Origin of the sequence: Streptomyces sp. NPDC048291, from assembly GCF_043201715.1 — a bacterium.
GTDB lineage: Bacteria > Actinomycetota > Actinomycetes > Streptomycetales > Streptomycetaceae > Streptomyces.
This window is the reverse complement of record NZ_JBICZC010000001.1, coordinates 358,296-381,479: the sequence shown is the minus strand read 5'-3', so window position 1 is coordinate 381,479 and position 23,184 is coordinate 358,296. Positions and strand designations below refer to the sequence as shown.

The window sequence follows — 23,184 nt, the reverse complement described above, 5'->3', positions numbered from 1 at the left end:
CGCAGGCCTCCTGGTGATCACGGACGACCGACCACTCCATGCGTCGAACCGCATAGCAGGGGGCAGTATGAGATCCAACCGTGCCAAGGTGCGGGCCAGCGTGAGCATGGCAGCGACACTGCCGATGATCGCCGGCGCGCTCGCGCTCGGCATACCCGCGGCGCACGCCGCGGACAGCCCGGCCCGTGACAGCCTGAAGGGCACCAAGCCCACCTGGGCCACGGCCAAGGCGGACAAGGGCGCCACCTCGAACAGCGCGCAGGTCAAGGCCCGGGTCTACCTGGCCGGCCAGGACGCCAAGGGCCTCGCGGCCTACGCGAAGGCGGTGTCCGACCCCAGCTCGCCGCTCTACGGCAAGTACCTCAGCGCCAAGCAGGTCCAGGCCCGCTACGGCGCCACCAAGGCCCAGGTGAAGGCCGTCAGGACCTGGCTGACCGCGGCCGGCCTGAAGGTCACCGAGGTCACCCAGCACTACATCGGCGTCTCCGGCGACGTGTCCGCCGCCGAGAAGGCGTTCGGCACCCAGCTGCACAACTTCGCCAAGGGCTCCAAGACCTACCGCGCCCCGGCGACCACGGCGACCGTGCCGGCCTCCGTCAGCGACGCCGTCCTGACCGTCACCGGCCTGGACAACGCGCCGCACAAGGCCACCCACGACGACACGCTGCCGCCCCCGGCCGGTGTGTTCAAGAACTCGGGGCCGTTCTCCTCGTACTACGGCTCGAACACCGCGAGCACCCTGCCGAGCGCGTACGGCTCGAAGATCCCGTACGCCGTCCAGGGCTACACCGGCAAGCAGCTGCGGGCCGCCTACGGCGCCGGCAAGTACACCGGCAAGCACGTGCGCGTCGCGATCACCGACGCGTTCGCCTCGCCGACCATCGCCTTCGACGCCGGCACCTACGCCAAGGCGCACGGCGACGCCGCGTGGAAGACGAGCCAGCTGCACCAGGTGCTGCCGGCGAACTACACGAACACCGGCGCCGACGAGTGCGACGCCTCCGGCTGGTACGGCGAGGAGACCCTCGACGTCGAGGCCGTGCACGCGGTCGCGCCGGACGCCGACGTCACCTACGTGGGCGCCGCGTCCTGCATGGACAACGACCTCCTCGACGCCCTCAGCAAGGTGGTCGACAACCACCTGGCCGACATCGTCTCCAACTCCTGGGGCGACATCGAGGCCAACGAGACCCCGGACGTCGCGGCCGCCTACGACCAGGTCTTCCAGCTGGGCGCGGTGCAGGGCATCGGCTTCTACTTCTCCTCCGGCGACAACGGCGACGAGGTCGCCAACACCGGTACGAAGCAGGTCGACACCCCGGCCAACTCCGCCTGGGTGACGGCGGTCGGCGGTACGTCCCTCGCCGTAGGCAAGGGCGACAAGTACCTGTGGGAGACCGGCTGGGGCACCGAGAAGGCCTCGCTGTCGGCCGACGGCAAGAGCTGGACCAACTTCCCCGGCGCGTTCACCTCGGGCGCGGGCGGCGGCACCAGCAAGACGGTCGGTGAGCCGTACTACCAGAAGAACGTGGTCCCGAAGGTGCTGGCCACGGCCAACAGCGCCGGCGGCAACCGCGTGGTCCCGGACATCTCCGCGATCGCCGACCCCAACACTGGCTTCAAGGTCGGCCAGACCCAGACCCAGGCGGACGGCACCGAGGCGTACAGCGAGTACCGCATCGGCGGCACGTCGCTGGCCGCGCCGGTCATCGCCGCGGTCCAGGCCCTCGCCCAGGAGGCGCGCGGCGGCCAGGCGATCGGCTTCGCCAACCCGCTGATCTACTCCAAGTACGGCACGAAGGCCTACCACGACGTCACGGACAACCCGACCGGCTCCGGCCTCGCCGTCGCCCGCGTCGACTTCGCCAACGGCTACGACGCCACCGACGGCCTGCTGACCTCGGTCCGCAGCCTCGGCAAGGACAGCTCCCTGTCCGCGGTCAAGGGCTACGACGACGTCACCGGCGTCGGCACCCCGGCCAACGGCTACGTCGACTCGTACAAGCCGACGAAGGCCCACCGCAAGCACTGACCCGCTGCGCGGCCAGGCCGACAGAGGGGCGTGAGGTCCGAACGGACCTCACGCCCCTTCGCGTCAGCCCCACGAGGCGGTCAGTCGGCCTTCTTCTGTGCGGCCTTGAGGATCTGGTCGACGTCGAGGGTGACCTCGGCGCCGATCGACGCGGGCAGCACGGCGGTCTCGCCGGGCGAGTACGGGCGGTGGTGCTCGTACTGTTCGCCGCTGGGATCGGTGAGCACGTGGAGGCGCTGGTGCTTGCGGTCGACGATGACGTAGACCGGGACCTTGGCCTGGGCGTACGCGACGGCCTTGGTCTTCAGGTCGTCCTTCCAGTTGCTGGAGGTGACCTCCAGGACGAGACGGAAGCAGACGGGGTCGTAGGCGTTGTTCTCGACGAGGTGGTCGTCGATGTCGGCGTCCACGATCGCGAGATCGGGGATGACGTAGTCCTCGGCTGCGGAGGGCAGCCAGAGGCCGACGTTCTGGAGGACCTCGGTTTCCTCCCCGTGCAGACCTGCGGCGATGAAGGGGATCATCAGGCTGGTCAGGGCACGGGCGTGAGGGGCATCCGGTGACGGGGTCACGAGGAGGTGGCCTCCGATGATCTCGACTCGGTAGCCCGGATGCCGTTCCATGATCTCGTCGGCGATGGCCGTGAGCGAGAACGGCTCGTCGTCGAAGGGCTGCTCGATGGCTGCGGCGGACATCGCGTGCCTCCCAGGGGCTGGTGTCGAGAGCATCATCGTAGGCAGATCCGATCGCCGACGCCCCGTCCGAAGCGCTTCACCCGAAGGTGAACACCGCGCCCGCCCCTTGACGCCCAGTACACGGGCGGTCAGGAGGAGTGCGCCGGTTCCGCAGTCTCCGGGACGTGCGAGGCGACCACCCGTACGTGAGCCGTCGCCGGAACCTCCCGGCGGCGGTCCACCGCGTACGCCACGCTCGCGACGCCCAGGCCGAGGACGGCGAGGGCCGCGCCCGCCAGGGACGGGGAGGTGACGCCGAAGCCCGCGGCGAGGGCGACGCCGCCGATCCAGGCGCCGCCGGCGTTGGCGAGGTTGAAGGCCGCCTGGTTGGCGGAGGAGGCGAGGGAGGGGCCCGCGGCGGCGCGTTCCATGACCATCAGCTGGAGCGGCGAGCCGGTGACGAAGGCCGCGATGCCCAGCAGGACGACGGCGAGGGCCGCGCTCCACTCCGTGCGCATCAGGAGCGGGAAGAGGAGCAGTACCGCGACCATCGACGCCAGGCCGCCGAAGAGCGTGCCGCGCATCGCGTGGTCGGCGAGACGGCCGCCGACGAGGTTGCCGATGGTGGCGCCGACGCCGAAGAGGGCGAGGAGCAGGGTGACGCTGCCCTCGGCGTAGCCGGCGGAGTGCGTCAGCATCGGGGTGATGTAGCTGTAGGCGGAGAAGAGGGCGCCGAAGCCGACCACCGTGGTGGCGAGGGCGAGCCAGACCGGGAGGGAGCGCAGGGCGGTGAGTTCGCCGCGCAGGCCGGTGGTGGGGGCCGGGGTGTGCGTGGGGTGGATCAGGAAGAACACGGCGGCCATCGCGGCGACGCCGATCAGGCTCACGCCCAGGAAGGTCGCCCGCCAGCCGAGGTGCTGGCCCATGAGGGTGGCGACCGGGACGCCCGCGATGTTGGCGACGGTCAGGCCCATGAACATCAGGGAGACCGAGCGGGCCTTGCGCTCCGGTGCCACCAGGCCGGTGGCGACGACCGCGCCGACGCCGAAGAAGGCGCCGTGCGGGAGGCCGCTGAGGAAGCGGGCGGCGAGCAGGGAGTCGTAGCCGGGGGCGAGGGCCGAGAGCGCGTTGCCGGCGACGAAGAGGGCCATCAGGGAGATGAGGACCGTGCGGCGGGGCAGGCGCGCGGTGAGCGCGGCCAGCAGCGGGGCGCCGATGACGACGCCGAGGGCGTACGCCGAGACCAGGTGGCCGGCGGTGGGGATCGAGATGTGCAGGTCGTCGGCGACGTCGGGCAGCAGCCCCATCATGACGAATTCGGTGGTGCCGAGACCAAAAGCGCCGACGGCCAGGGCGAGCAGGGCCAGGGGCATGAAGGGCTTTGCCTTTCGGGGAGCAGGGTTCCGTGCGTTCTAAGTTCAGCTACGGAACAAAGTGTCCCAGCTCCAGTATTCCGACAGGTTACGGCGCAGTGTCCAGTTGTCCTTACAAAGCGGGTGAGGCTGTGCTGACCAGGGGGTTTTATGAACCCGATGTGGTCAGGTTCACACGCGCCGCGATCGGGAGGTGGTCGCTGCCGGTCCTCGGGAGGGTCCAGGAGCTCTCCGGCTCCACGCCCTTGACCATGATCTGGTCGATGCGGGCCATCGGGAACGCGGCCGGCCAGCTGAACCCGAAGCCGCTGCCCGCCGCGCCCTGCGTGGAGCGCAGCTGCGAGGTGACGCCGTTGAGGGAGCGGTCGTTCATCGTGCCGTTGAGGTCGCCGAGGAGGATCACCCGGGGCAGGGTCTCGTCGGCGATGGCCTCGCCCAGCGCGTCCGCGCTCGTGTCGCGCTGCCGGGCGGTGAAGCCGGCGTTCATCTTGACCCGCACGGAGGGGAGATGCGCGACGTAGACGGCGAGGGGGCCGTGCGGGGTGGCGACCGTGGCACGCATCGCGCGGGTCCAGCCGAGCTTGATGTCGACGGCCTTCACGCCGGTGAGCCGGTACTTGCTCCACAGCCCGACGGTGCCCTCGACCGCGTGGTACTTGTACGTCGCCGCCAGCGCCTTCTCGTACGTCGGTACGGCCGTCGCCGTCAGCTCCTCCAGGGCCAGCACGTCGGCGCCCGAGGAGGCGAGCCGGGTGGCCGTACCCGTCGGGTCGGGATTGTCGGCGTTGACGTTGTGCGTGGCCACCATGAAGTCGCCGCCGGTGCCCTGCTTGTCGGTGAGCAGTCCGCCGAACAGGTTCAGCCAGACGATCGCCGGGAGGAGGACGGCGATCAGCGCGGTCGCCGACCTGCGCAGGAAGCCGACCAGGACCAGCACCGGGATCAGCAGGCCCAGCCACGGCAGGAAGGTCTCGGTGAGACTGCCGAGGTTGCCGACGGCGTTGGGGATGCGGGAGTGCAGCAGCATCACACCGGCGAGGAGCAGCGCCACCACCGCGGTGACGATGCCCCGGCGCCAGATGCGCGGATCGTTCCGCCAGCCCTTCAGCAGCCGTTCCACCAGGCGTCGGAACCGGTCTCCCCGACGCTCGGGTCCCGAGCCGCCGTTGTCCGTCTCCGTCATGTACGCCTGCTGCGCCATACCGTCTGCCTCACAACCTGCCGTGCACACCGTCGTCCCCCGGTTACGACCCTAGGGGATGATCGGCTCCTCTCCCGCCGTCACATGACGGCCGTACGGAAGAGGATGACGAACAGGGCGAGGGAAGGGGTTCCGGTTACCGGCGGATCGGCGTGGTCTGTGACGAAACGCGAACACTCGCTACGGCGAGGTGACCGGGCCCAGCCCCGCCAGCACCTCGTCGACGAGTTGTTCGGCGAGGCCCTCGGGGAGTTCGGAGTCCGGACGCAGTATGGCCCTGAGCAGCATCGGTCCGGTGAACATGTCGTTGGCCAGCTCGATGTCGACGTCGGCGCGGAGTTCGCCGTTGCGCTGGCCCCGGCGCAGCACTTCCTTGCCGAGTTCGCGCCGGGGGTTGACGACGTTGGTGTGGTAGGCGTTCCAGATGCGGGGGCTGCTCTTCATCTGGGCGTGGACGTTGTGCAGGATGGCCGACGAACGGTTCATCAGGCCGCGCTGCCGCAGCGATTCCAGCAGTACGACGAGGTCGTCGCGCATGGAGGTGCCTGGAAGTTCGGGGTCCGGGGGCTCGGCGGCGCGCATGACGTCGACGAAGAGCTCCTCCTTGCCGTTCCAGCGGCGGTAGATGGTGGCCTTGCCGACGCCGGCGGTACGGGCGATTCTCTCGATGGAGAGCTCGGCGAGCGGAACGCCGTCCTCCAGGAGCTTCATCACGCCTTCCAGGATGGCGTTCTCCACCGCCTCGCTGCGGGGGCGGCCGCGGGCCGGGGTGATGGACCGCGATCCGCTGTCGGCAAGCGTCACGTCGTACCGTCCTCTCAGTGCACTGGCTGCGGGAATTCTCCCGCAGCCGAAGCGTCGCCCCGTGGTCGCCCACGAGGTCTTCCCCGTGGCTCCGGGGTCGTCCCCCGGTCTCCCCCGCGGTTCCTGCCGGTGCCGGCCGGTCCGTTCAGTCGTCTCAGCTGGTTGTTTCAGTCGTTCCGGTTGGCTGTTTCCATGGTTTCAACGGTTCCGGTTGTTCACTCCGCCGCCACGACCAACTCCTGCTCCCGTTCGTCCTGCTGACCGGCCGGCGGCTTGCCCGGCAGGAACAGGGCCACGACCACGGCACCGATCAGCGCGACGCCCGCACCGCACAGGGCGGTGGTGTGCATGGCGTGCAGGAAGGCGTCGTTGGCCGGGGTGACCAGGGCCCTGCCCTGCGCGCCGAGCTTCGAGGCGACGCCGAGGGTGGCCTCGATGGACTCGCCCGCGGTCTCGCGCAGGCCGGGCGGCAGCGCGCCGAGCTTGCCCTCGATGCCGTTGCGGTACGACGTCGACAGCACCGAGCCGAGCACGGCGATGCCGAGGGCGCCGCCGACCTGGCGGAAGGTGTTGCTGAGCGCGGAGGCGGAACCGGCCTTCTCGCGGGGCAGGGCCTGCATGATGACGACCGAGGTCGGCGTCATGATGTGCGCCATGCCGGTGCCCATCAGGAAGAAGACGACCTCCAGGATCCAGATCGGCGTGTCGGCCTCGAAGGTGGCGAAGGTGCCCAGGGTGGCCGCGATCAGCACCAGGCCGCCCGCGGTGGTGGCCTTGTTGCCGAACCGGTCCACCACCAACCGGGCCCGCGGCGCGAAGATCATCTGCGCGGCGGCCAGCGGGAGCAGCAGCAGACCGGACTGGAGCGGCGAGTAGCCCCGCACGCTCTGGGTGTAGAAGACGGAGAAGAAGGTCACGCCCATCAGCGCGAAGAAGACCAGCGCGATGGCGGCCATGGCGGCCGAGAAGACCTTGTTCTTGAAGTAGCTGACGTCCAGCGACGGGTGGTCGCTGCGCTTCTCGTAGATCACGAAGCCGGCGAGGACCGCGACGCCGGCGAAGGTGGTCGCGAGCACCTTGGCGTCGGTGAAGTCGGCGAGTTCGCCGCCCTTGATGATGCCGTAGACCAGCAGGACGAGGCCGACGACGGAGAGCACCACGCCGACCGGGTCGAGGCGGCCCGGGCGCGGGTCGCGCGAGTCGGGCACCAGCCAGAACATCAGGGCGAGCGCGATGATCACGATCGGCACGTTGATCAGGAAGACCGAGCCCCACCAGAAGTGGTCGAGCAGCACGCCGCCGGTGATCGGGCCGATGGCGATAGCGAGACCGACGCCGCCGGCCCAGATACCGATCGCCTTCGGCTGCTCCTGCCGCTCGAAGACGTTCATCAGGACGGCGAGGGTGGCGGGCATCACGAACGCGGCGCCGAGGGCCATCAGGGCACGGAAGGCGATCAGCTGGTCCGCGGAACCGGACTCGGCGGCCAGGGCCGAGCCGACACCGAAGATCACGAGGCCGCCGATGAGCACCTTCTTGCGGCCGAGGCGGTCACCGACGAGCCCGGCGGTGAAGAGCAGGCCGGCGAAGACGAGGGTGTAGGCGTTGATCGCCCACTCCAGCTGGCTCTGGGTGGCGCCGAGACCCACCGGGGCCGGGGTGGAGATGGTCTTGACGGCGACGTTCAGGATCGAGTTGTCGAGCACCACGATCAGCAGGCTCAGCATGAGCACGCCGAGGATCGCCCAGCGGCGCCGGTGCACCGCCTCGGGTATGCGCGGGCCGGGTGGAGCGTGGTCGGCAGGAGTTGTCATGCGGATGAGCCTATGACCATTTCAATACGGCACCGTCTCGTATCTGAATTCCTTTACCCAGGCCTTACACAACGCGACAGGGCGGGCTCCCCGGGGCAGCGCGCGGTGACCGATGGATCACACGGGGGTCCTCTGGCCGACGGAGGCACGAAGTGCCACCATGAGAGGGATCCGGGGACACCGTCAGGGTGCCTCGAGATGACTGAAGGAGCCGTTGTCATGACGCAGCTTTCGGCTGCCCAGACTGTGCAGAACAGCCCCTCCGACGGCAGCAAGGCGCTGTACGGGGGGAAGGGCACCCGCCGCATCACGGTTCGCGACATCGCCCTCGCCAAGGAGCGCGGCGAGAAGTGGCCCATGCTCACCGCGTACGACGCGATGACCGCCTCCGTCTTCGACGAGTCCGGCATCCCGGTGCTGCTGGTCGGCGACTCGGCCGGCAACTGTCACCTCGGCTACGAGTCGACGGTCCCGGTGACCCTGGACGAGATGACGATGCTGTCGGCGGCCGTGGTCCGCGGCACCCAGCGCGCCCTGATCGTCGGCGACCTCCCCTTCGGCTCCTATCAGGAAGGCCCGGTGCAGGCGCTGCGCTCGGCGACCCGGCTGGTGAAGGAGGCGGGCGTCGGCGCGGTCAAGCTGGAGGGCGGCGAGCGGTCGTACGAACAGATCCGGCTGCTCGTCGAGTCCGGCATCCCGGTGATGGCGCACATCGGCCTGACCCCGCAGTCCGTCAACGCGATGGGCTACCGCGTGCAGGGCCGCGGCGAGGAGGCGGCCCAGCAGCTGCTGCGGGACGCCAAGTCGGTCCAGGACGCGGGCGCGTTCGCGGTCGTACTCGAGCTGGTCCCGGCGGAGCTCGCGGCCGAGGTGACCCGGGTGCTGCACATCCCGACCGTCGGCATCGGCGCGGGTGCCGAGACCGACGCGCAGGTCCTGGTCTGGACGGACATGCTGGGCCTGACCTCGGGCCGGGTGCCGAAGTTCGTGAAGAAGTACGCCGACCTGCGCGAGGTCATGGGCAACGCGGCCAGGGCGTACGCCGAGGACGTCGTCGGCGGGAACTTCCCGCTGGAGGAGCACTCCGTGCACTGAGTGCTCCGCTGGGCCGGCCGAGATATGCCGTCGTTCGTCTGCGGCGTGCGTCGTGGCCGGTCGCGCAGTTCCCCGCGCCCCTTGCGGGGCGCGGCCTTCGGGGCGCGGCCTTCGGGGCGCGGCCTTCGGGGCGCGGCCTTCGGGGCGCGGCCTTCGGGGCGCGGCCTTCGGGGCGCGGCCTTCGGGGTGCTGTCAAGAGCCACTGCGGAAACACCGAGGCCGGCCCGCCGATCTTCCCCCGTCGGCGGGCCGGCTGCCGTTCGCGCTCAGATCGGGGCGGGCCGGCTCCAGCGGATCTCGTCGTCCTGCCGGAGGTCCGTGGGGCGGAGGCCGACGGCCGTGGCGACCGCGGCCGACGCGTGGTGGTCGGGGTGGACATGGGCGATGACCGTGTGAACCGACTGCCCCCACAGCCAGTCGACGAGGGTGCGGGCCGCCTCCGTCGCGATGCCCCTGCCCTGCCATGGCACGCCCACCACCCAGGCGACTTCCGCGACGGCACCGGTGACCGTCGCCTGGACGTAACCCGTCAGGCAGGACTCGGCACGGAGCCGGATCACCCGGTTCAGCCAGCAGACGGCCGGGTCGGGCGAGCCGGCGGTGAGGCGGCGGTAGCGCGAGCGCAGGGCCTCGACGGTGTCCGGTGTGCCGCCGGTGAAGATGTGCAGGGCCGGGTCCGACAGCACCACGGCCATCTCCTCGGCATGCTCGACACGGAGCGGGAGCAGGTCGAGCCGCTCGGACCTGATGGCGGCCTGGGCCGCGGGTGGGGTCACGCGCCGCACGCTACGCCCCGCGCGCCGCAGAGCCGCCGCAGGGCCGCCGCCGTCCACCGAGCGAACCGTCGATGAGCTATCGGCTGACTATCGGTGGACTATCGGTGGGCTATCGGCGACGTGTAGGCGGGTGTCGGCGGTCTGTCGGTGGTTTGTCGGTGGGGCCTGGCACCGTACTTCCCATGACGCGAATCGACAACAACGCCGTGTCCGTACGGGGGCTGGTGAAGCACTACGGCGACACCAAGGCACTCGACGGAGTTGATCTGGACGTCCGCCAGGGCACCGTGATGGGTGTGCTCGGACCGAACGGGGCCGGCAAGACCACCCTGGTGCGGATCCTGTCCACGCTGCTGCAGCCCGACGCGGGAGAGGCGACCGTAGCCGGGTACGACGTGCTGCGCCAGCCCCGCCAGCTGCGCCGGGTGATCGGGCTGACCGGACAGTACGCCTCCGTGGACGAGAAGCTGCCGGGCTGGGAGAACCTGTACATGATCGGGCGGCTCCTCGACCTGCCGAGGAAGGACGCGCGGAGCCGGGCCGACGAGCTGCTGGAGCGGTTCTCGCTGACCGAGGCCGCCAAGCGCCCGGCGAGCACCTACTCCGGTGGCATGCGCCGCCGCCTCGACCTCGCCGCCTCGATGATCGGGCACCCCCAGGTGCTGTTCCTGGACGAGCCGACCACCGGACTCGACCCGCGCACCCGCAACGAGGTGTGGCAGGAGGTCAAGGCCATGGTCGGCGACGGGGTGACCGTGCTGCTGACCACCCAGTACATGGAGGAGGCCGAGTACCTCGCCTCCGAGCTGACCGTCGTGGACCGCGGGAAGGTCATCGCCGGCGGCAAGGTGGAGGAGCTGAAGGCGAAGGTCGGCGGGCGGACGCTGCGGGTGCGGCCCGTGGACCCGCTGCAGGTCCGGCCGCTCGCCGCCATGATCGACGAGCTGGGCATCACCGGGCTCGCCGGTACCACCGTGGACGCCGAGAACGGCACGTTGCTGGTGCCGATCCTCAGCGACGAGCAGCTGACCGCCGTGGTCGGCGCCGTCACCGCCCGCGGTATCACCATCAGCTCCATCGTCACCGAACTGCCCAGCCTGGACGAGGTGTTTTTGTCCCTCACCGGCCACCGTGCCAGTGCCCCGCAGGACGCCAAGCCCGCCGACGACCGTCAGGAGGTCGCCGTATGAGCGCCACGACCGCAACCGCCACCACCGCCACCGCCTCCACCTCCGATGTCCGGATCCCGCTGCGCGGGCACCTGCGGCACACCGGGGCCCTGATCCGCCGCAACCTGCTGTGGATCCGGCAGGACCCGGAGTCGATGTTCGACGCCCTGCTGATGCCGGTCGTCTTCACGCTGCTGTTCGTGTACGTCTTCGGCGGCTCGATCGGGCAGGCGCTCGGCGGCGGTCAGGACGGATACGTCCAGTACGTCATCCCCGGCATGATCGCGATGATGAGCATGACGCTCTCGCAGGGCGTCGGCACCGGGTTCAGCCAGGACTTCAACTCCGGCGTGATGGACCGGTTCCGGTCGCTGCCGATCGGGCGCGGCTCGGTGCTGTTCGCGAAGATCTCGGTGGAACTGGTGCGGATGCTGTTCGCCACCGCCGTGCTGATGATCGTCGCCGTGCTGGTCGGGTTCCACATCAACCACTGGGCCGGGCTGTTCGCCGCCGTGGGGCTGTCCGCGGTGTTCGCCTCCTCGATCATGTGGGTGTTCCTCACCCTCGGCGTGATCCTGAAGAACGCCCAGTCCGTGCAGGCCATGGGGTTCCTGGTGCTGTTCCCGCTGCAGTTCGGCTCGTCGATCTTCGCGCCGACGAAGTCGATGCCGGGCTGGCTGCAGGCCTTCACCGACTACAATCCGCTCTCCACGCTCGCCGACGCGGCGCGCGGACTGATGGTCGGCGGCCCGGTCGCCCACGACCTGTGGATCACGCTGGGCTGGTCGGTGGGGATCACGGCGATCGCGGCACCGTACGCGATCTACAAGTTCCGGACGAAGAGCTGACGTTCACCCGGACACGCCGGGCCGGACACGTCGGACCGGCACGTCAGAGCAGGGCGGTGGCCTCCGCGCGGGAGAGGCCACCGCCCTCGGCGTACGCGGACTCGTAGGCGGCGTCGTCGGCGAGGGCGGCCCGGACGCGGGCCTCGGAGCGGTCGCGCGCGGTGCGCTCCAGGCCGACCTGGAGGTGGCCGGGCGGCAGCAGGGCGTCGGCGGCGCCCAGGCAGCGGGCGGCGTCCACGGCGCGCCCGCCCCCGTCGACACCGGCCAGGGCGACCGCGGCGACGGTCAGGCAGACGGACGGCAGGTGCGGGGTGATCGCCTCGCTCAGCGGGTCGGCGGCGAGCCGCAGCGCGTCCCGCACCTTGGCCAGGGCCTGCGCGTACAGGTCGTCGAGGGCGTCCACCCAGGCCTCCTGGGTGAGGATCAGGGCGTCGAAGACGACGAAGTGGGAGATCTTGAACTCGGTGCGCAGCAGCCGGAGTTGCTCGCGGGCCTCGGCGATACGGCCGCTCAGCAGGAGCCAGGTGGTGAGGAAGAGCCGGGCGGCGGGCATCGACTCGTTGTTCAGGCCCTCGTTGTCGGCGATGACCTGGCGCAGCAGTTCCTCCCCGCGCTCGGTGTCGCCCGACTCGATCAGCACGCTGCCGAGGCGGGCCCGCAGTACGGCGATCTGGGCGCGGGCGCCGAGCCGGCCGACCCGCTCGATGGCGGCCTCGTAGTCGATGGCCGCCGCCCGGTAGTCGCCGCGGCGCTCCCGGGACTCGGCGCGCCCGGAGAGCGCCTCGGCGGTGCCCCAGTCGTCCCCGAGCCGCTGGAAGAACCCCAGCGCCTCGTCGGCGTCCCGGGTGGCGTCGCCGGCCCAGGCGGCCCGGTTGGCGAGCAGGTTGGCGCGCATGGCGAGGCTTCCGGCCAGCTCCCACTCGTAGCCGGGCGTCTCGCGGCAGGTGCGGACGGAGGCGTCGAGGATCTCGCGCAGCCGGTCCATGCCGCCGGTCAGCATCACGGCGAAGAACCAGAACATGCCCGGCGCCCGGCAGGTCTGCGGCATGCCGGGTTCGTAGACCTCGGTGACGGCACGCAGCTTCGCCTGGGCCTCGGGTGTCTGCCAGACGTCCAACTCGGTGTCCATGCAGGCCAGATGGGCCAGGTGCAGGCCGCGCCGGGCCTCGGCGAGCACCTCTCCGGTGTACGGCGGCGGGGTGTCGGTGCAGCGCTGCCACACCGGTTCGGCCCGGCGCAGGGGTGCGGCGAACGGGTCGGGGCCGAGGGCTATGACGTCGGCACACCAGGTCCGGGTCTCGATCCGCTGGTCGTGCATCTGCCAGTACCAGAACAGCGAGTGGAGCAGGCAGAGCGCCTCGTCCTCGTCCCGTTCGGCGATGGCGTGCCGCAGCGCGGTGCGCAGGTTCTCGTACTCCAACTGGAGCCGGGCGATGGCGGCCCGCTGGCCGGGACCGCGCAGCAACGGTTCGTTGGTACGGGCGAGTTCGCGGTAGTACGTCAGGTGGGCGCGCTCGGCGGCGGTGCGCTCGCCGCTCTCGTCGAGGCGCTCGGCGGCGTACTCGGCGACGGTCTCCAGGAGCCGGTAGCGCATCCCGCCGCCCGCGGCCTCGCCCGAAGGGGCGGCCACGACCAGGGACTTGTCGACCAGGGTGCCGAGCGCGTCGAGGGCGGCGGGGCCGCAGACGGCCTCGGCGGCGGCCAGGTCGCAGCCGCCCGCGAAGAGCGAGAGGCGGCCGAGGACGGCGCGTTCGCCGGCGTCGAGCAGGTCCCAGGACCAGTCGACGACCGCGCGCAGGGTCTGCTGGCGGGGCAGCACGGTGCGGCTGCCGGAGGTGAGGAGCCGGAAACGGTCGTCGAGCCGGTCGGCTATCTGGCGCGGGGTCAGCATCCGCAGCCGGGCGGCGGCCAGTTCGATGGCGAGGGGCAGCCCGTCCAGGCGGCGGCAGATCTCGGCGCAGGCCGCCGCGGTCTCGCCGTCGGCGTCGACCGTGAAGCCGGGGCGGGCCGCGGCGCCCCGCTCGGCGAGCAGCCGCAGCGCCACCGGCTCGGGCAGCGGCTCCACCGGACGCAGCAACTCCCCCGGTACGCCGAGGGGTTCGCGGCTGGTGGCGAGGATCGTCAGGTCCGGGCAGCGTTCCAGGAGCCGGGCCGCCAGGTCGGCCGCCGCGTCCACGACGTGCTCGCAGTTGTCGAGGACGAGCACCATCCGGCGCCGGGCGCAGTGGTCGACGAGCCGCTCGACCGGGTCGTCGTGCCGGTCGGCCGCGGCCCGCATGGTCTCGGCGCCGCCGCCGTACAGCACGGCCTCGCGGGCGCCGAGCGCGCTGAGCACGGCCTCGGGGACGTCCGCCGGGTCGTCGACGGGGGCCAGCTCGGCCAGCCAGACGCCGTCCGGGGCGGCGTACCGGACGGTCTCGGCGGCCTCCTGCGACAGCCGGGTCTTGCCGGCCCCGCCGGGCCCGAGCAGGGTGACCAGCCGGGCGGCGGCGAGGTCGCCCCGGATGGCCTCGATGTCGCCCTCGCGCCCGACGAAGGAGGTGAGCCGGGCGCGCAGGTTGCCGGGCCGGGCCGGTGCCTCCGCCGCGGGCGCCGGGTCGAGGAGCTCGCCGTGCAGGGCGCGCAGTTCGGGTCCCGGGTCGGAGCCGAGGCGGTCGGCGAGGAGGCGGCGTACGTCGTCGTAGGCGGCGAGCGCCTCGGCGGTTCGGCCGGTGCCGTGCAGGGCGCGCAGGCGCAGGGCCTGGAGGGGTTCGTCGAGGGGGTGCGCGTCGCACAGGGCGGTCAGCTCGGGCAGCGACTGCTCGGCCTGGCCGAGGGCGAGGGCGGCGGTGTGCCGGGCGCGCAGGGCGTCCAGGCGGCGGACGTCGACGCGGGCCGCCTCGGCGGTGCGGTCGGGCAGGTCGGCGAGGGCCGGGCCGTGCCACAGGGCGAGGGCGTCGTCGAGGACGGTGGCCGCCTTGGCGGGGTCGCCGTCGGCGAGGGCGCGCAGCCCCTCGCCGGTGAGCCGCTCGAAGCGGTGCAGGTCGACGTCGTCGGGGGCGGCGGCGAGCCGGTAGCCGCCGTCGGTGGAGCCGATCGCGTCCGCGCCGAGCGCCCTGCGCAGCCGGCCGACCAGCGCCTGGAGCGCGCCCCCGGCGTCGGCGGGCGGTTCGTCGCCCCACACCTCGTCGACGAGCAGCCCGGCGGGCACGGCACGGCCGGGCCGCAGCGCCAGCACGGTCAGCAGGGCACGCAGCCGTGCCCCGCCCACGGGGACGGCCGTGCCGTCGGGGCGGAGGGCCTGGGTGGTGCCGAGGATCGCGTAGCGCACGGGGTCCATTGTCCCTGGGGACGTCGGAAGCGGTCACGGGGTTTCGCCGACGGGGGTGTCGCCGCCTGCGCACGGGGGTCGCGGGTGCGGGCGTCAGAGGCGCGGTACGTGGCCGGCGTCCGGGCTGTCGAGGGTGACGAGGGCGCCGCAGGCGCGGCGGACCCGGCGTGGGCCGGTCGTGGCGCCGGGGTCGGTCTCACCGAACCACAACGGGGTGCCGCGGCACCCCGTCTGCCGGTCCTCGTGGAACACCTTCGGCAGGGGCGTGGCACCGGCCTGCGGGAACCGAACGCCCGTCGCGAACCGTTTTCACTTGCGCCGAGAGGTATTTCCCCAGCACCCGAGGCGTTTTTCCACCGCGCCAGGTACGGTCGACCGGACTCGCGTCGACCACCCAGTCCTCCAGGAGCCCCGCGCCATGACCGCCACCACCGCCCGCCCCAGTGACCGGCGGATCAGTCCCGTGTTCATCGGGATCCTCGCCGTCACCGCGGTCACCGGGTGGGCCACCTGGTCCGGGTTCGCCGAGCAGCCCGGGGTCGCCGTGTTCCTGTTCGTGACGGCGGCCTGGATCGTCTCGCTCTGCCTGCACGAGTACGCGCACGCGCGCACCGCCCTGCACAGCGGGGACATCACCGTGGGCGCGAAGGGCTACCTGACCCTGAACCCCCTGAAGTACACGCACGCCCTGCTGAGCATCGTGCTCCCGGTGCTGTTCGTGATCATGGGCGGGATCGGCCTGCCGGGCGGCGCGGTCTTCATCGAGCGCAGCCGGATCCGGGGCCGCTGGCGGCACAGCCTCATCTCCGCCGCGGGTCCGCTGACGAACGTCCTGTTCGCCGCCGTCTGCACCGCCCCCTTCTGGCTGGACGCCCTGGACGGCGTTCCGGCCGACTTCCGCTTCGCGCTTGCCTTCCTCGCCCTGCTCCAGGTCACCGCCGCGATCCTGAACTTCCTGCCGGTGCCGGGCCTGGACGGCTACGGCGTGATCGAGCCCTGGCTGTCGTACGGCATCAAGCGCCAGGTGGAGCCGTTCGCCCCGTTCGGCCTGCTCTTCGTGTTCGCGCTGCTGTGGGTGCCGTCGATCAACAGCGCGTTCTTCGACGTGATCGACGCGCTGCTGCGCCACCTGGGCGTCGAAGACCTGGACCGGTACTGCGGCCAGCAGCTCTACCGGTTCTGGCAGGGGACGGACCAGTTCTGCTCCGCCGCCGGCTGACGCTCACGCCGACAGCGGGAACTCCTCGCCCAGCTCCCGGAACACCGCCGTGTTGAGGGCGAAGGCCCGCTTGCACTCGGCGACGACGCGCTGCCTCTCCAGGTCGTCCGCGTCCACCGCGTCCAGCAGTTCGCGGTAACCCCGCTTGAAGGCGGCCGGGTTGGCGATGCCCTCGAAGACGTAGAACCGGACGCCGTCGCCCCTGCGCTCGAACCCCCAGGTCCGCTCGGCCCTGTCGCGGATGATCTGGCCGCCGGAGAGGTCGCCGAGGTAGCGGGTGTAGTGGTGCGCGACGTACCCGGCGGGCCAGGTCTCGGCGCACTCCCGCACCCGCGCCGCGTACTCCTGAGTCGCCGGCAGCGCCGTGCGCCCGGTCCGCCACCCGGCCCCGTGCAGGTGTGCCAGGTCCCGCTCCAGCGCGGCCAGCCGGAACAGCTCGGGCCGCACGAACGGACCGGCCACCGGGTCCGAGGCCAGCCGCCCGGCCGCACCCTCCAATGCGTCGTACACGAACCACAGCTGCTCGGTGTAGCGGGCGTACGCCTCCACACCGAGCCGGCCGCCCAGCAGGGCACTCATGAACGTCGAGGTCTCCGCCTCCACGTGCTGCTCGTGGGACGCGGTGCGGATGAGTGTCGAGAAGGAGTCCATGGGCAACATCCTCTAAGGTAAGGCTTACCTAAGTCAATGCTCTTGCCGACGCTTCGTCGGTAAAGTTACCGACACCGTGTCGGTAAAAGCGTACCGGAAAAAGGCCCGCCCTCCGCGGGGAGGACGGGCCGGACGGCCGAGGGGACCAGGGGGCTACTGGTTCACGGGTTCACGGGAGGGTCAGGATCTCCGCGCCGGTGTCCGTGACCACCAGCGTGTGCTCGAACTGCGCGGTGCGCCTGCGGTCCTTGGTGACGACGGTCCAGCCGTCGTCCCACATGTCGTACTCGTGCGTCCCGAGCGTCAGCATCGGCTCGATCGTGAAGGTCATCCCGGGGTGCATGACGGTCGTCGCCTGCGGGCTGTCGTAGTGCGGGATGATCAGCCCGGAGTGGAACGACGAGTTGATGCCGTGACCGGTGAAGTCACGGACGACCCCGTAGCCGAAGCGCTTGGCGTACGACTCGATGACCCGGCCGATGATGTTGATCTGCCGGCCCGGCTTGACCGCCTTGATCGCCCGCTCCAGGGACTCCCGGGTCCGCTCGACAAGCAGCCGGCTCTCGTCGTCGACGTCCCCGACCAGGTAGGTGGCGTTGTTGTCGCCGTGCACCCCGCCGATGTACGCGGTCACGTCCAGGTTGACGATGTCACCGTCCTGGAGCACCGTCGAGTCCGGGATGCCGTGGCAGATGACCTCGTTGACGCTGGTGCACAGGGACTTGGGGAAGCCCCGGTAGCCGAGCGTGGACGGGTAGGCCCCGTGGTCGCACATGTACGCGTGCGCCACCCTGTCGAGTTCGTCCGTCGTGACACCCGGCGCGATGGTCTTCGCGGCCTCCTCCATCGCCTGCGCGGCGATACGGCCGGCGATCCGCATCGCCTCGATGGTCTCCGGGGTCTGCACCTCGGGCCCGGTGTACGGGGTCGGTGCGGGTTTGCCGACGTACTCGGGGCGGCGGATGTTTCCGGGTACCGAACGGGTGGGAGAGAGCTCCCCTGGTACGAGCAGCGACTGGCCAGACATGCCAGCGAGTCTATCCAGCGGGCATGCGGGAACATTTGACATCCTCCCCCTCTTCTCCCGGAAGAGGGGTAAGTGACCCGGAACGTCTTCGCAGCAGGGGGCCGCGCACCCACGCCTGTGACACTGAGACGGAAACGGACCCAGCCACAGCCGGGCACCTCCACCTGTGCCCACCGCCGGTTCAGCCTCTGCACGACCACGGAGCGGCCCAAGACCTGCTTACCGGTCTTCGGGTTCAGCTTCGGGCTGCCGTCCGGACCGACTTCGGGGACCCGATCGGTACCGATGCCCCGGAAGCCTCCGTGCACATGCTTCCTGCGCCAGGTCGGCTCACCGAACCCTGAGGTGAAGCGGGCGTTCCTGGCCTTGGCGAAGTCCTTGAGAGCCTGCTGCTGCACGTCCGCGTTCCCGGCCGCCGGCCACTCGTTCTCAGCACGTGCCTCGGTGAGCTGGCGGCACTGCTCCGCAAAACCGGGCGCGGACCTACGGCCCGGCTTCCATTGCGCATGTTGCTCCACCGCGAGATTCCACACGTACCGGGCGTGCGTGCAGTGCAGGAGCATCTGCTCCGCCTGCGCAGGCGTCGGATACATCCGGAAACGCGACATGCCACGAAACCAGCCACCCCGTTCCGCACCGCGCGCACCATCGACCAACATCACCCGCGAGAGTGACCCACACACCCTGCCACCAGGGAATTCCCCGACCACCGAGCCCCTGTCCCGCCACCGGCCATTCGAGACCGCCCCCAGGCCCGTGCGCTTAAACGAGGAATCGTCCTGGGGACGACTCCTTTATCCTTGTCCCGCTCCGCGGGAGCGGGTATTCACCCCGGCCCTGAAGGACCGGGCACCCTGCGCGAAAGACAGGGTGGAAGGCGAAAGGAGCCGGTCATGGCCCTGTTCAAGAAGCGGACCGTCGCGAAGGCGGGCGAGTGGTACTACTGCCTGGAGCACAAGAAGGTCGAGGAGGGGCCCGAGTGCCCCGCCAAGGACCGGTTCGGCCCCTACGCCACCCGTGAGGAGGCCGAGCACGCCATGGAGATCGCGCGGGAGCGCAACCTCCAGTGGGAGAACGACCCGAAGTGGCACGACGCGCCGACGGGGGACTCCTCGGAAGAGGGCTGATCAGGAGGGCTGAGCGGGCGCGGCCCCGGTTGCGGCTTCGGCGGTGCGCCGGGCGCGGAGTCGTACGGCGTGTTCGTTCGTCCGCGCGTCGTACGACATCAGGGCGGGCAGGCACAGGGCCAGCAGGCCGACCGCGCCGGTGCAGAGCAGGCCGCCCGCGCCGACGGACGCCCGTACGCCGAGCCATCCGGCCATGCCGCCGGAGCGGACCTGGCCGAGGGTGGGGCCCACGGAGTACGACAGCAGTTCGATCCCGGCGAGGCGGCCGCGCAGCTCGTCGGGGATGGTCTGGTTCCACATCGCGCCCCGGAAGATCCCGCTGACCATGTCGCAGCCGCCGGCGACGGCGAGGAGGAGCAGGACCAGCCACACGTTCGCCACGGCACCGGCGGCGGCGATCGCGAGACCCCACAGCGCGGCCGACAGCACCACCATCCGCCCGTGCCTGCGCACCCGCGAGGTCCAGCCGCTGACCAGGCTCACCAGGAGCGAACCGGCCGGGATGCTCGCGTACATCAGGCCCAGTGACCAGTCGGCGTCCAACTCGTCGGCGAGGAACGGCAGCACGGCGAGCGGCATCGCCAGGAACATCGCCGCGAGGTCGACGGCGTAGGTGCCGAGGAGTTCCTTGCGGCTCCAGGCGTAGCGGGCGCCCTCGGCGACGGAGCGGAGGCTGGGGGCGGCGGCCTCGTGGGAGGCGGGCGACGGGGCGATGGGGAGGACGAGTACGACCGAGACGAGGAACGTGACGAGGTCGGCGCCGTACGCCCAGCCGAGGCCCGCGTACGCCACGACCAGGCCGGCGACGGCGGGGCCCGCGACGCCGCCGACCGTCCAGCGGAAGGAGTTGAGGGCCGCCGCGGCCGGGAGGTCGTCGTGGGCGACGATCCTCGGCAGCAGGGAGTCCAGGGCGGGACGCTGGACCGAGCCGAGGGCGGAGGACAGGGCCGCGACCGCGTACAGCGGCCATACGGCCGGGTGCGGCAGCAGGGCGTTGACCAGCAGGCCCGCGCTGAGCAGCCCCTGAGCGGCCTCGGTCCGGACGATCAGCTTGCGCTTGTCGAGGGCGTCGGCGAGGGCGCCGCCGTACAGGCCGAACACGATGAGCGGGAGCAGTTCGACGGCGCCGACGGCTCCTACGGCGGCGGCGGAACCGGTGAGGTCCTTGATCTGCACCGGGAGTGCGACGAACGTCAGGAAGCTCCCGAAGTTGCTGATCAGACCGGAGACCCACAGCCGCCGGAAGTCGACGGAGGCCTTCCAGGGGGCTAGGTCGGGGAGGAGGCTCACGGTGGGACATGTTGAACGGCCGAGCGCCTCGCCTCAACCGCTTTTCCGCCGGGTGCGGGCCGGTCGGGGCTGGTCGCGCAGTTCCCCGCGCCCCTTCAGGGCGCGTCGGTGCAGCGCCCCTTCAGGGGCGCGGGGAACCGCGCGAGCAAGCACTACGCGCCCGCAGCCGAGGTCTCACAGGGGCGCCCCTTCAGGGGCGCGGGGAACTGCGCGAGCAAGCACCGCGGGCCCGCGGCCGAGGTCTCACCAGGGGGTTGGGGGCGGGGCCATCACCGTTTCCGCCAGCTTCGTCAAACGGTCCCTGAAGCGGCGGCGCCCCCGCGGGGACGGGCCGTTCTCGCCGGCTGCCGCGCTGACCAGGTGCTGGACCGTGTCCAGGTCCAGTTCCGCGGCGTCGGGGACGGTGAGGGTCTCGTGGGCCATGGCGGTGAGCGCGTCGTCGGTGGTGGCGAGGGTCAGGACCGTCACGCCGGCGCGGCGGGCCGTGTGGACCCGCTCCAGGAGGGGTGCGGCGTCCCCCGGCGCCACCACGAGCAGCGTCTCGCCCCGGCGGGCCGTCTCGATGCGGCCGGGGCCGACCGCGAGGTGCGCCGGGTCGGTGGGGCGGGCGTCGTGCCGTACGAGGGTCGGCGCCAGTTCCGGCGTACCGGACCACGCCGCCTCGTCGACGAGGTGCGCGGCGAGGTGCCACGGCTCGTACTCCGGTGTGCCGAGCAGGAGCAGTCCGCCGCCGTGGGTCACCACCGAGCCCCGCAGCGCGCCCGCGAATCTGCGGGTCGCGGTCAACCACTCGGTCCCGGCGAGCACTTCACGCAACAACGCGACCCGTACGGCGTCCATGCCTCCGCATACTGCCGCAATCGGACACTCGTGACGTGGAGTTCACCCCGAATTCGCCCGGCCCGGGGAGGAGGCGGCCCATGAGTGACGTAGAAGCAAGCATTCCCTTTCGCGCGGGCAAAGAGGGCTACGCCAGTTTCCGGATCCCGGCGGTGGTGGTCTCCCGGGCGGGCACCGTGCTCGCCTTCTGCGAAGGAAGAGTCAACTCCGCGGCCGACTACGGGCACATCGACGTCGTGCTGAAGAGGTCCGGGGACGGCGGGCGTACCTGGGGGGCGCTCCAGGTCGCCGCGAGCAACGGGACCGATCTCGCCGGGAACCCGGCGCCCGTCGTCCTCGACACCGGGCGGATCCTGCTCGTGCACGTCCGCAGCGCCGCGTCCGCCACCGAGGACGCCATCCTGCGCGGGCAGGTGTCCGACGCCGACGGGCGGCGGGTGTGGGTGCAGCACAGCGACGACGACGGGGTGACCTGGTCCGCCCCGGCCGAGATCACCAAGTCCGTGAAGAAGGCCGGGTGGCGGTGGTACGCCACCACGCCCGGGCACGCGATCCAGTTGCGTTCGGGACGGGTCGTCGTGGCCGCCAACCACACCCTGCCGCCCGCCGGGACGGACAACGGCACCGAGGGCAAGTACAACAGCGGGCACTGCCTGCTCAGCGACGACCACGGGGCGACCTGGTACCTCGGCTACGTCGACGAGAACACCGACGGGTACATCAACGTCAACGAGACCACCGCCGCCGAACTGCCCGACGGGCGGGTCTACTTCAACACGCGCAACGATTCCCCGGCGCCCGGGAACAGGGCCGACGCCCACTCGAAGGACGGCGGGCGCACCCTGGTGAAGCCCTTCCGGCCGCAGGCCGGGCTCACCGCCCCGGTCTGCCAGGCGAGCGTGCTCCAACTCCGCGATCCCGACGTGCTGCTGTACTCCGGGCCGGGCGATCCCGCGGCCCGTGCCCTGCTGACGATCCGCGCCTCCGCCGACGGCGGGACCACCTGGCGGTCGGCGTACACGGTCGACGGGCTGCCCGCGGCCTACTCCGACCTGGCCCGGATCGACGCGGCCGCCGTCGGGCTGCTGTACGAGACGGGCGACTTCAGCGCGTACACGACGATCACGTTCCGCCGGGTGCCCGTGAACCGTCTCACCTGACCGGGTGCGGCCGTCGGCCCGGACGTAGAGTCGGCCCATGACCTCTACCGACAGTGCACAGCAGCCGGCGGCCGACAAGGCTCCCGCCCCCGCCAAGGATCCCTGGGACCTGCCCGACGTCTCCGGTCTGGTCGTGGGTGTGCTCGGCGGCACCGGCCCGCAGGGCAAGGGCCTCGCCTACCGGCTGGCCCGGGCCGGCCAGAAGGTGATCATCGGTTCGCGGGCCGCCGAGCGCGCGCAGGCCGCCGCCGACGAGCTCGGGCACGGTGTCGAGGGCGCCGACAACGCCGAGTGCGCGCGCCGCAGCGACCTCGTGATCGTCGCCGTGCCGTGGGAGGGGCACGGCAAGACGCTGGAGTCGCTGCGCGAGGAGCTGGCCGGGAAGATCGTCGTGGACTGCGTCAACCCGCTCGGCTTCGACAAGAAGGGCGCCTACGCGCTCAAGCCGGAGGAGGGCAGCGCGGCGGAGCAGGCCGCGGCGCTGCTGCCGGACTCGCGGGTCACGGCCGCCTTCCACCACCTCTCCGCGGTGCTGCTCCAGGACCCGGAGATCGCGGAGATCGACACCGACGTGATGGTGCTCGGCGAGCTGCGCGCCGACGTGGAGATCGTGCAGGCGCTGGCCGGGCGGATCCCCGGGATGCGGGGCGTCTTCGCGGGGCGGCTGCGCAACGCCCACCAGGTGGAGTCCCTGGTCGCGAACCTGATCTCGGTCAACCGCCGCTACAAGGCACACGCCGGGCTCCGGGTCACGGACGTCTGAGCGGATGGGGG

Annotated in this window: 20 protein-coding genes and 1 pseudogene; 8 read left to right on the top strand and 13 right to left on the bottom strand. The window is 71.5% G+C overall.

Annotated elements, in window-relative coordinates; genetic code table 11:
• Positions 1-106 precede the first annotated feature (106 nt).
• Entirely contained in the window at positions 107-2,032 is a 1,926-nt protein-coding gene (locus ACGF5O_RS01630) for a protease pro-enzyme activation domain-containing protein (protein ID WP_393808394.1), read from the top strand.
• A gap of 80 nt (positions 2,033-2,112) precedes the next feature.
• Here the strand turns inward: ACGF5O_RS01630 and ACGF5O_RS01625 are convergent, their stop codons facing one another.
• The 5 genes from ACGF5O_RS01625 to ACGF5O_RS01605 form a co-directional block, all read right to left on the bottom strand.
• Positions 2,113-2,727, bottom strand: coding sequence for a Uma2 family endonuclease (locus ACGF5O_RS01625; RefSeq protein ID WP_393807919.1), 615 nt, complete (start codon positions 2,725-2,727; stop codon positions 2,113-2,115).
• 128 nt (positions 2,728-2,855) lie between these two features.
• Positions 2,856-4,079: an MFS transporter gene (locus ACGF5O_RS01620; protein ID WP_393807918.1), complete on the bottom strand. Its 1,224-nt coding sequence runs from the start codon at positions 4,077-4,079 to the stop codon at positions 2,856-2,858.
• Between the two features lie 148 nt (positions 4,080-4,227).
• Positions 4,228-5,280 (bottom strand): endonuclease/exonuclease/phosphatase family protein, encoded by a 1,053-nt coding sequence (locus tag ACGF5O_RS01615; protein ID WP_393807917.1) that lies wholly within the window; start codon positions 5,278-5,280, stop codon positions 4,228-4,230.
• 180 nt (positions 5,281-5,460) lie between these two features.
• Complete coding sequence (locus tag ACGF5O_RS01610) at positions 5,461-6,084, bottom strand: TetR/AcrR family transcriptional regulator (protein WP_393807916.1); 624 nt, start codon at positions 6,082-6,084, stop codon at positions 5,461-5,463.
• A 215-nt stretch (positions 6,085-6,299) separates the two neighbouring features.
• Positions 6,300-7,898, bottom strand: coding sequence for an MFS transporter (locus ACGF5O_RS01605; protein ID WP_393807915.1), 1,599 nt, complete (start codon positions 7,896-7,898; stop codon positions 6,300-6,302).
• Between the two features lie 219 nt (positions 7,899-8,117).
• On the opposite strand from ACGF5O_RS01605, the gene panB reads away from it, so the two are divergent.
• The gene (panB, locus tag ACGF5O_RS01600; RefSeq protein WP_393807914.1) at positions 8,118-8,993 is read left to right on the top strand and encodes a 3-methyl-2-oxobutanoate hydroxymethyltransferase; all 876 of its coding nucleotides are present in this window, start codon (positions 8,118-8,120) and stop codon (positions 8,991-8,993) included.
• Between the two features lie 266 nt (positions 8,994-9,259).
• Here panB and ACGF5O_RS01595 read toward each other — a convergent pair whose 3' ends face one another.
• Positions 9,260-9,769, bottom strand: a complete 510-nt coding sequence (locus ACGF5O_RS01595) for a GNAT family N-acetyltransferase (RefSeq protein ID WP_393807913.1) — start codon at positions 9,767-9,769, stop codon at positions 9,260-9,262.
• Positions 9,770-9,951: 182 nt separating this feature from the next.
• Here ACGF5O_RS01595 and ACGF5O_RS01590 point away from each other — a divergent pair, with 182 nt between their 5' ends.
• Positions 9,952-10,959 carry an ATP-binding cassette domain-containing protein gene (locus ACGF5O_RS01590; protein WP_393807912.1) on the top strand — a complete coding sequence of 336 codons (1,008 nt, stop codon included), beginning with the start codon at positions 9,952-9,954 and terminating at the stop codon, positions 10,957-10,959.
• Entirely contained in the window at positions 10,956-11,786 is an 831-nt protein-coding gene (locus ACGF5O_RS01585; protein ID WP_393807911.1) for an ABC transporter permease, read from the top strand. Before ACGF5O_RS01590 ends, ACGF5O_RS01585 begins: the two co-directional genes overlap by 4 nt.
• Positions 11,787-11,829: 43 nt before the next feature.
• Here the strand turns inward: ACGF5O_RS01585 and ACGF5O_RS01580 are convergent, their stop codons facing one another.
• Positions 11,830-15,105, bottom strand: a complete 3,276-nt coding sequence (locus ACGF5O_RS01580; protein ID WP_393807910.1) for a BTAD domain-containing putative transcriptional regulator — start codon at positions 15,103-15,105, stop codon at positions 11,830-11,832.
• 84 nt (positions 15,106-15,189) lie between these two features.
• Positions 15,190-15,348, bottom strand: a complete 159-nt coding sequence (locus ACGF5O_RS01575) for a hypothetical protein (RefSeq protein ID WP_393807909.1) — start codon at positions 15,346-15,348, stop codon at positions 15,190-15,192.
• Positions 15,349-15,514: 166 nt separating this feature from the next.
• Here ACGF5O_RS01575 and ACGF5O_RS01570 point away from each other — a divergent pair, with 166 nt between their 5' ends.
• Entirely contained in the window at positions 15,515-16,315 is an 801-nt protein-coding gene (locus tag ACGF5O_RS01570; RefSeq protein WP_393807908.1) for a site-2 protease family protein, read from the top strand.
• Positions 16,316-16,318: 3 nt separating this feature from the next.
• On the opposite strand, the gene ACGF5O_RS01565 is transcribed toward ACGF5O_RS01570, so the two are convergent.
• The 3 genes and pseudogenes from ACGF5O_RS01565 to ACGF5O_RS01555 form a co-directional block, all read right to left on the bottom strand.
• Positions 16,319-16,966, bottom strand: a complete 648-nt coding sequence (locus tag ACGF5O_RS01565) for a heme oxygenase (biliverdin-producing) (RefSeq protein WP_393807907.1) — start codon at positions 16,964-16,966, stop codon at positions 16,319-16,321.
• 169 nt (positions 16,967-17,135) lie between these two features.
• The gene (gene map, locus ACGF5O_RS01560; RefSeq protein ID WP_393807906.1) at positions 17,136-17,993 is read right to left on the bottom strand and encodes a type I methionyl aminopeptidase; all 858 of its coding nucleotides are present in this window, start codon (positions 17,991-17,993) and stop codon (positions 17,136-17,138) included.
• 515 nt (positions 17,994-18,508) lie between these two features.
• A pseudogene (locus ACGF5O_RS01555) lies at positions 18,509-18,586 on the bottom strand (helix-turn-helix domain-containing protein); the annotation flags it as partial.
• Positions 18,587-18,886: 300 nt separating this feature from the next.
• On the opposite strand from ACGF5O_RS01555, the gene ACGF5O_RS01550 reads away from it, so the two are divergent.
• Positions 18,887-19,120, top strand: coding sequence for a hypothetical protein (locus ACGF5O_RS01550; RefSeq protein ID WP_393807905.1), 234 nt, complete (start codon positions 18,887-18,889; stop codon positions 19,118-19,120).
• Here ACGF5O_RS01550 and ACGF5O_RS01545 read toward each other — a convergent pair whose 3' ends face one another.
• A complete protein-coding gene (locus ACGF5O_RS01545) occupies positions 19,121-20,410 on the bottom strand; it encodes an MFS transporter (protein WP_393807904.1) in 1,290 nt (429 codons plus the stop codon).
• Positions 20,411-20,653: 243 nt separating this feature from the next.
• Positions 20,654-21,250, bottom strand: a complete 597-nt coding sequence (locus tag ACGF5O_RS01540) for a hypothetical protein (protein ID WP_393807903.1) — start codon at positions 21,248-21,250, stop codon at positions 20,654-20,656.
• Between the two features lie 80 nt (positions 21,251-21,330).
• Here ACGF5O_RS01540 and ACGF5O_RS01535 point away from each other — a divergent pair, with 80 nt between their 5' ends.
• Both ACGF5O_RS01535 and npdG read left to right on the top strand, forming a co-directional pair.
• Complete coding sequence (locus ACGF5O_RS01535) at positions 21,331-22,410, top strand: exo-alpha-sialidase (protein WP_393807902.1); 1,080 nt, start codon at positions 21,331-21,333, stop codon at positions 22,408-22,410.
• A gap of 37 nt (positions 22,411-22,447) precedes the next feature.
• A complete protein-coding gene (npdG, locus tag ACGF5O_RS01530) occupies positions 22,448-23,173 on the top strand; it encodes an NADPH-dependent F420 reductase (protein WP_393807901.1) in 726 nt (241 codons plus the stop codon).
• Positions 23,174-23,184: the final 11 nt, after the last annotated feature.

Excerpts from the sequence above, each read along its gene's own strand:
- ACGF5O_RS01625 (WP_393807919.1), bottom strand. The coding sequence starts at position 2,727 with ATGTCCGCCGCAGCCATCGAGCAGCCCTTCGACGACGAGCCGTTCTCG.
- ACGF5O_RS01565 (WP_393807907.1), bottom strand. The coding sequence starts at position 16,966 with ATGGACTCCTTCTCGACACTCATCCGCACCGCGTCCCACGAGCAGCAC.
- ACGF5O_RS01535 (WP_393807902.1), top strand. The coding sequence starts at position 21,331 with ATGAGTGACGTAGAAGCAAGCATTCCCTTTCGCGCGGGCAAAGAGGGC.
- ACGF5O_RS01630 (WP_393808394.1), top strand. The coding sequence starts at position 107 with ATGGCAGCGACACTGCCGATGATCGCCGGCGCGCTCGCGCTCGGCATA.
- ACGF5O_RS01620 (WP_393807918.1), bottom strand. The coding sequence starts at position 4,079 with ATGCCCCTGGCCCTGCTCGCCCTGGCCGTCGGCGCTTTTGGTCTCGGC.
- panB (WP_393807914.1), top strand. The coding sequence starts at position 8,118 with ATGACGCAGCTTTCGGCTGCCCAGACTGTGCAGAACAGCCCCTCCGAC.
- ACGF5O_RS01550 (WP_393807905.1), top strand. The coding sequence starts at position 18,887 with ATGGCCCTGTTCAAGAAGCGGACCGTCGCGAAGGCGGGCGAGTGGTAC.
- map (WP_393807906.1), bottom strand. The coding sequence starts at position 17,993 with ATGTCTGGCCAGTCGCTGCTCGTACCAGGGGAGCTCTCTCCCACCCGT.
- npdG (WP_393807901.1), top strand. The coding sequence starts at position 22,448 with ATGACCTCTACCGACAGTGCACAGCAGCCGGCGGCCGACAAGGCTCCC.
- ACGF5O_RS01540 (WP_393807903.1), bottom strand. The coding sequence starts at position 21,250 with ATGGACGCCGTACGGGTCGCGTTGTTGCGTGAAGTGCTCGCCGGGACC.
- ACGF5O_RS01615 (WP_393807917.1), bottom strand. The coding sequence starts at position 5,280 with ATGGCGCAGCAGGCGTACATGACGGAGACGGACAACGGCGGCTCGGGA.
- ACGF5O_RS01580 (WP_393807910.1), bottom strand. The coding sequence starts at position 15,105 with ATGGACCCCGTGCGCTACGCGATCCTCGGCACCACCCAGGCCCTCCGC.
- ACGF5O_RS01590 (WP_393807912.1), top strand. The coding sequence starts at position 9,952 with ATGACGCGAATCGACAACAACGCCGTGTCCGTACGGGGGCTGGTGAAG.
- ACGF5O_RS01585 (WP_393807911.1), top strand. The coding sequence starts at position 10,956 with ATGAGCGCCACGACCGCAACCGCCACCACCGCCACCGCCTCCACCTCC.
- ACGF5O_RS01605 (WP_393807915.1), bottom strand. The coding sequence starts at position 7,898 with ATGACAACTCCTGCCGACCACGCTCCACCCGGCCCGCGCATACCCGAG.
- ACGF5O_RS01570 (WP_393807908.1), top strand. The coding sequence starts at position 15,515 with ATGACCGCCACCACCGCCCGCCCCAGTGACCGGCGGATCAGTCCCGTG.